The following is a 6611-nucleotide window of genomic DNA, read 5'->3' as shown; positions in this document are numbered from 1 at the left end:
CTGCGTTCGTGACACACGTTTGAAGCCTCCCCCCGAAGGGCGGCTCCGGAGGGCCTTCAATCCTCCATCTTTCGTACAGCACCGCCGTCCGTCACCCAGCTAACAAGCAACTTTCAGCGTTCGTGGCACACCGGCTTTTTTCAGGAACTCGTTTTCCATGCGCAGCTCGCGGTTCTGCCGCTCGAGTTCGCGGAGCCGGGCACTTTCGTCGGCGGTCGCCGGCGGGGCCTCACCGGCATGGGCACGCCGGTAGGTGGCGACCCAGCTCCCTAGGGTTCCTTCCAGGATGCCCAATTCCTGTGCGACATCGGAGATCGGACGGGATGTCTCGATCACCATCCGCACGGCTTCTTCCTTGAACTCAAGCGTGAACTTTCTTCGCTTCTGCGTCAACTATCATTCCTTCCGGCCTGTCCCCTATTCTAGTAGGGGCCACTGTCCGGAAGAAAAAGGGCACCTCAGACCGAGGTCACCGACCGCATGCTGATCTTCGGAGAGCGGCACCTGCGCACCGCCCTGGCCGAGTACGCGGCCCACTACAACGGACGGCGGCCCCACCGCGGCCGTGACCTTCAACCACCACGGCCCGACCACCCCATCGCCGACCTGACCCAGGAACGGATCAAACGCCGACCCGTCCTCGGCGGCCTGATCAACGAATACGAACGAGCCGCCTAAAACCCCAAGCCAACACCGGTAGCCGCGTTCTGGCACCCCACAAGTTCACCGCCCTGCGCTACTTCGCGCTCGACGGCACCGACCACCGCGCCCAAGCCAGCATGATCCGCCGCTACATCATCTGGCGGAACACCCACGCCCAAGACCAGAAACTCAAGCGGATCGTCGACCGGGCCAACGTTGCCTGATGCGGCACTAGCCGGCGGACTGCTGGCCGGCGGACTATGGTGGCTGCGCCGCTGCCGCAAGCTCTACCTGCGGAAGTTCTAACAAGCCCTGCGGGCCATCACGAGCGGATGCTGGCGGTTGTCGCGATTGATATCTCGATCGACGCGGCCCCGAGATAACCGATATCATGACGTTCATCCAGATCACAGCGCTGCCGGATCTCCCGGACAAGCGGACACAGGATCACTCGATGGGGATGCGGACTCTTCGCCCATGAATCCCGCGTTGTCAGGCGACGTCGAGCCAGGCACGGAGGGCCTGCCGAATCACCTCGCTGGCATTTGCGTGATCGGTGAGGTCGTAGATTCGGCCACCTTGAATCGCGTCTTTGGTCGCGCTGCTCGATGGTGCCTACGTCAACCCCGGGAGTCCCTTCGGGGCGCGGAAGCGACGTTCGCCGGCCGGGTGGGAGCTGGGTGCACAGAATGTCGGATTGGGCGCCGTCCGAGGGTGATCGTTATGCGTCCTTGCTGTCGCTCGTCCTGGTGAAGGAAGCCGGCAGCCGCGTAGACGCTGCGGCTGCCGGCTGGTTGGTGCGTCGGTCAGTTCTGCCAGCCGGAGGCGAGGCGCCATGCGGTGAAACTGTCCACCTTGGCGCTACCCTTGTCGGCGAAGATACTTAGTCCGGTGCTGCTGGGGTCGGGGAAGATCTGGTCGGTGAGGGTGACCTGCCCGTCACCGGCGAAGACCTCGACGGATGACGCGTCGACGATGATGTGGAGCTTGAGTTTCCCGTGTTGCAGGGCCAGCGGTGCGCGATGGACTCCGGGGAAGGTTGCGTCGAAGGTGACGTCGCCCGATGTGGTGCGGTCGATGTAGAGCTCTCCGGTCGTGGTGTCGTAGCCGATCTGGGTCTGCTGACCATTGCCGGTTCGGACGTTGATCCCGAAGCGTTGCGCATCGCCCTGTCGCAGCACGCTGCTGATTTCGAAGACCTGCCCGGCCTCTCGCAAGGGCAGGGTCCGGTTGCGAACGGTGGTGTCATGCAGGGTCACCGGTCCTCCTCGGCGCAATGACGCCAGGGAAGCGACCGGCTCGGCCACGAGTCGTACCTTGCCGTCGATGGTCTTGAGGTGCACTTCGCGAGGGAAGCTGTCGGCGCTGCGCCATGGGCTGGTCGGAATGCTGGTGGCGTAGTTCCAGTTGTTCATCCAGGCGATCATGATGCGTTTGCCCGATGGGGCGTCGTTGTAGGTGGTGGCGGCGTAGAAGTCGGCGCCGTAGTCGACCCAGCGCGCCCGCTGGATGCTGCTGGTTGCCGGGGCATCGGCGAGCATGAACTGATCGGCGAGGATGTGTCCCCAGCCGCTGTTGTTGTGGTCGACGATCTGGATCTGGGCGTTCTTTCCGGTCAGGTCCTTGAGGTCCCAGGAGGCCCAATCGAGCGACTCGCTGTTCTGGCCGGTCGTGCTCCGGACGACCTGGTTGTCGACCAGCAGGTTGATGGAGGTCTCCATGTCGCGGCGCTGGGCGGCCTGGTCGGAGAAGACGATGTGGTCGACCATGACGTGCCCCCATCCACCGGTGGCGTTGTCGACGACCTCCAGGTGCGCCTTCTTGCCGATGAGGGTGTTGACGTCCCACGCGGTCCAGTCCATGTCACCACTGTTGTTGCCGGTGGTCGTCTTCACGACCTGCCCGTCGACGACGAGGTTGATGGCGGTGGCTCCGTCGCCGCCCCACGGGTGGTTGCCGCCGGCGATGAGGAAGTCGATCCAGCCATGGGTGATGGTGAAGTCGGGCGAGATGATCGTGCCGGTCGCCGGGTCGCAGGTGTTGATGCAGGTGTCCAGTACCCGGCTGCCGATCTGCCCGGGCAGGTTCGGGGCGCTGGGTCCGGCGGTGGTGAAGTCGCCGGTGGCGCTCCACCCCTGCCCGAAGGTGAGGCCTTCAAAGTCGGCGAAGACGTCGCCGGGCGGTGGGGAGCCGTCACCAGCCCCATCGACGTGCGGGTGGTTACCACCGCCGGCCAGGAAGTTGAGGTAGGGCTGGTTGATCGTGAAGTTCGGTGAGGTCAAGGTGCCGGTGGACGAGTCGTGCTCCAGGAAGCTGTTGACCAGGCCGGTGCCCAGGAAGTCGGATACGCCCTGCTGGTCGGGCAGGGTGCCGCTGGCTGGCGCGGTACCGAAGGCGGAGCCGGCGGCGGTCCAGCCGCCGTAGCTGCCGCCTTCAAAGTCAGCCAGCACGGTCCCGGCCGGCGGGGTGTAGGTGACCGCGTCGTCCGCGACGAACTTCTTGCCGTCGAAGGTTCCGACGAAGTACTGAGCACCCGAACCGCCGGCCACCGCGCCGGGGTTGAGGTTCACCACCAGAACCCACTTGTTGTTGCGGGTGTTGCCGTCCACGGGCAGCGGGAACAGATCCGGGACCTCCCAGATACCGCCGACCGCGCCGGCTGGTCCGAAGTCGCTGAGATGCGTCCAGGACTTCAGGTCGGGTGAGGAGTAGAAGCCGATCTTGTGTTCGATCGACAGCGCGACCACCATCAGCCAGCTCTTGGTCGGCGCGTACCAGAACACCTTCGGGTCACGGAAGTTGTTCGACCCGATGTCGAGCACCGGGTTGGCCGCGTACCGGGTCCAGCTCAGGCCGCCATCGAGGCTGTAGGCCAAGGACTGAGCCTGCTTGCCGGACTGTTTGAAGTGGCTGGTGTAGACCGCGACCAGCGGCGGGTTCTTGGCGGTGCCGAAGCCGGAGCTGTTGTTCCGGTCGAGCACGACGCTGCCGGAGAAGACCATCTCGTCGTCGTTCTGCGGGATCGCCAGCGGCAGCTCCTTCCAGTGCACGAGGTCGGTGCTGACCGCGTGCCCCCAGGACATGTTGCCCCACGTGTTCCCCGACGGGTTGTACTGGTAGAACAAGTGGTACTTGCCCTGGTAGAAGATCGGACCGTTGGGGTCGTTCATCCAGTTCTGTGCCGGCGAGTAGTGCAGCTGCGGCCGGTACGTTTCGTCATAGGCGGTCGTGCCGGCGGCGGCCGTGGCAGCTGGCGTGGCACCGATCAGCAGCGCCGCGCACAACGCAGCCGCACTCTGTAACCCGCGGCGACGTCGGCCTGGGCGGTGTAACGATGCACTGGTCCACACGGGTTTCATCGCACTCTCCTCATCGTTGGGAACTGAGCACGCCAAAGTCGGGCCCATGCCGTCCGGGCGGCCCGATGCGTGGCCGTCAGGTGACGGGGTCCAGTCGAGGCGTCGTGGCAGCACAGACCGGGCCGGGGCAGCGCCACCACCCGTACCGATGCCGCCGTACCGGTGCCGGCGGAACGCTCCAGCACGGTGAGCCGCGAATCGAGTTACCCGTCAAGGAAACGTCTATTCGAGGTATTCGATAGTATGGGCCCAGACACCGGAAGATGTCTATTGCTCCAGCCGGAGTACGCCCGGTGATGTCGCAGCGACAAAATAATGTGCGCAGTGCGAACAGACCCGGATCACATGGATCCCGGTGCATGCGCGCGGATAGACGGGGTGTGTTTACCTCGCACGCGGACCGCTATGGGGGATGACCATCCGAAGAAGCAGGCCCACATCAGATGGCGGGAAGGCAGTTCTCAGGCCCAGGCAGCCGCGATGCCGAAGGAGGACTCGGCGCCGAACAGATAGCTCTCATCATAAGGCTCCAGCCGCAGTTCTCGGCCGCGAGCGCGGATATAGCGGCCCGGATAGCTATAGGATTCCAGGGCCACCGAACCGGCATCCGAGCCACGTCGGACCGCGAACGTGGCATCTCTGGCGAAGGACTCGGTCGCACCAAACCGGCTAAGATGCAGCCGGGATCCGTCCTGTCGCAAGAACCGCCCATCGGATCCGCGCAACGAGAAACCATTCGGATCGGCGAGGCCACGCACAACGGTGAAGGTTGCTTCTCGTCGGACAGCAGTGCTGCTGTCCGACGAGACCGCCTCGAGACAGACGACGTCGTTGACCAGCCGCCAGTACTGGCTCCCGAGTTCGCCCGATCTCAGTGAAAGTCTACCCAAAGGAAGGCTCACACCGCCCGGGACCACTTCCTTCACAACCGTCAGCTGCTTCACGACACCGGTCAGTCCCGGAAGCTCGACCGGTGCGGCCCAGGTGCGAAAGGTGTCATAGCTGTCGGTAAAGCAGACTCCGCCCAGCACACAGTGTTCGAAATACAGGCGCCATCCGCCGTTGTCCAGGGGTATCAGAGCCGGCCCCTGGCCGTCTGTAACGACAGAGTCCGGCGATCCGCAGGGCCTATATGGCCCGGTGAGGCTCGGCGCGCTGGCGAACTCGATACGCTTCGAACGGCTGTTTCTATAGACCGCATAATACATCTGTCCGACTCCGACGATGAACATTTCAATGCAACCTACAGGTAAGCCAACCAACGGCGTTGGAATACTCCATGTGGCAAGCGAGGAATTCTTGGCCATTATCAGGTACGGCCGCAAAGCGCCCCGCGCGCTGCCGCCGACCCGCAGAGAGACAACTATGTTGACGCTGCCATCGGCATCAATGAACCATTTCGGAGCCCAGACACTTCCAACCCGCGACGCCGTCAGCGTGACATTGCCGACGAAGGTCCAGCTGACTCGGTCGCTACTTGAGGCGAGGCCGATCTGGTTTCCAGCCGGAGCCGTGCTGTGGGCGACATAGTACATCCCGTCGGAGTGCCGCAGGATGCTGGGATCGCGGATCAGTCCAAATGGGGGTCTGTATCCGGCATCCTTCAGCAGCCCGAACCCGGTAGCGTCCAACGACTCATACACATACATCGTCCTGTCGCTGGATTGCATACACGCTGTTATCGTGTATCGCGATGTCCAGCCAACTGCGGGAAGGCACCCACCTTCTGTGCCTTTCGACCTGAGTGAAGACCCCGCGCCAACGGACGCACACGAGTCGCGCTGACGCGGACAGTTCACATCCCATCGTGGATGATCAGACCTAACAATCACGATGTTTCCCTCAATGATTATAACGCGTCGCGACGGCAGCGAGGGGAGCGACTCGACCGGATGAGTTAGCGCGGCAGTGATCGGGAACGCAGGAGAGTCAGAAAGGCCGCGGGCTAGGCCCTACCCTCCCACGTACCGTGCAGCGCAGGGGCATCCGTCGATCGCCAATAAATTTCCCCTCCCTCGAAAGTGGATCGCCAACCGCCCAGGTGTCAGCCGGCGAATTTCGGCGACGGATGCAAGTTCACCACCACGCCGCAGAATGCGACCGGTATGCTGGACCTAGTCACGGCAGCGTGGATACCGGCTTGGATGGGTGAGCGCGATGTAAGCCACGGGGGCGAATCACCGATATCAATACCCCCCGGCTAGGAGGAGGCCGCGGTTCACCGATGACCCATACCATTCCTCTTCGGCCATGACGCGACACCGCGGGCAAGCTGCGTGATCCGGGTCCAATCACCATCCCGGATAGCATCGGATGGTGTCACCCAAGATCCGCCGACGCATCCGACATTCGGCTCGCCCAGATACGCCTCCACCGTAGCGGCGGTGATGCCGCCGGTCGGACAGAACTGGATCTTCGGTAGCGGTCCCGCCACCGCTCGGAGGTACGGAATACCTCCCGCGGCCTCAGCGGGGAAAAACTTCATCTCAGCCTTCTTGCGGTCGAGAACCTTAAGCATCTCCGAAATGGTAGCAACACCCGGTAGATATGGCAGTCCGCTGTCCTCCATCGCGTCTAGCAGCTGATCGGTGCATCCGGGACTGACCAGGA

Annotated in this window: 3 protein-coding genes and 2 pseudogenes; 1 reads left to right on the top strand and 4 read right to left on the bottom strand. The window is 63.4% G+C overall.

Going from position 1 to position 6611, the window contains the following annotated elements; translation table 11 throughout:
• Window positions 1-132: 132 nt before the first annotated feature.
• A pseudogene (locus FREUN1FDRAFT_RS37340) lies at window positions 133-393 on the bottom strand (transposase); the annotation flags it as partial.
• A gap of 87 nt (window positions 394-480) precedes the next feature.
• On the opposite strand from FREUN1FDRAFT_RS37340, the gene FREUN1FDRAFT_RS37335 reads away from it, so the two are divergent.
• On the top strand, window positions 481-678 hold the full coding sequence (locus FREUN1FDRAFT_RS37335; protein WP_006545623.1) for a hypothetical protein: 198 nt from the start codon (window positions 481-483) through the stop codon (window positions 676-678).
• 770 nt (window positions 679-1448) lie between these two features.
• Here the strand turns inward: FREUN1FDRAFT_RS37335 and FREUN1FDRAFT_RS37325 are convergent.
• The 3 genes and pseudogenes from FREUN1FDRAFT_RS37325 to FREUN1FDRAFT_RS42630 form a co-directional block, all read right to left on the bottom strand.
• On the bottom strand, window positions 1449-3926 hold the full coding sequence (locus FREUN1FDRAFT_RS37325) for a glycoside hydrolase family 32 protein (RefSeq protein ID WP_198144580.1): 2478 nt from the start codon (window positions 3924-3926) through the stop codon (window positions 1449-1451).
• A gap of 536 nt (window positions 3927-4462) precedes the next feature.
• Window positions 4463-5650 (bottom strand): AbfB domain-containing protein, encoded by a 1188-nt coding sequence (locus tag FREUN1FDRAFT_RS37320; RefSeq protein WP_232295596.1) that lies wholly within the window; start codon window positions 5648-5650, stop codon window positions 4463-4465.
• Between the two features lie 569 nt (window positions 5651-6219).
• Window positions 6220-6611, bottom strand: a pseudogene (locus tag FREUN1FDRAFT_RS42630) (keto-deoxy-phosphogluconate aldolase); the annotation flags it as partial.

The sequence above is a fragment of the Parafrankia sp. EUN1f genome, assembly GCF_000177675.1.
Taxonomy (GTDB): Bacteria; Actinomycetota; Actinomycetes; order Frankiales; family Frankiaceae; genus Parafrankia.
This window is presented reverse-complemented; position numbering and strand designations above follow the sequence as displayed.

Bases quoted from the DNA above. Each gene is read 5' to 3' on its own strand.
- FREUN1FDRAFT_RS37335 (WP_006545623.1), top strand. From the start codon at position 481: ATGCTGATCTTCGGAGAGCGGCACCTGCGCACCGCCCTGGCCGAGTAC.
- FREUN1FDRAFT_RS37320 (WP_232295596.1), bottom strand. From the start codon at position 5,650: ATGTATGTGTATGAGTCGTTGGACGCTACCGGGTTCGGGCTGCTGAAG.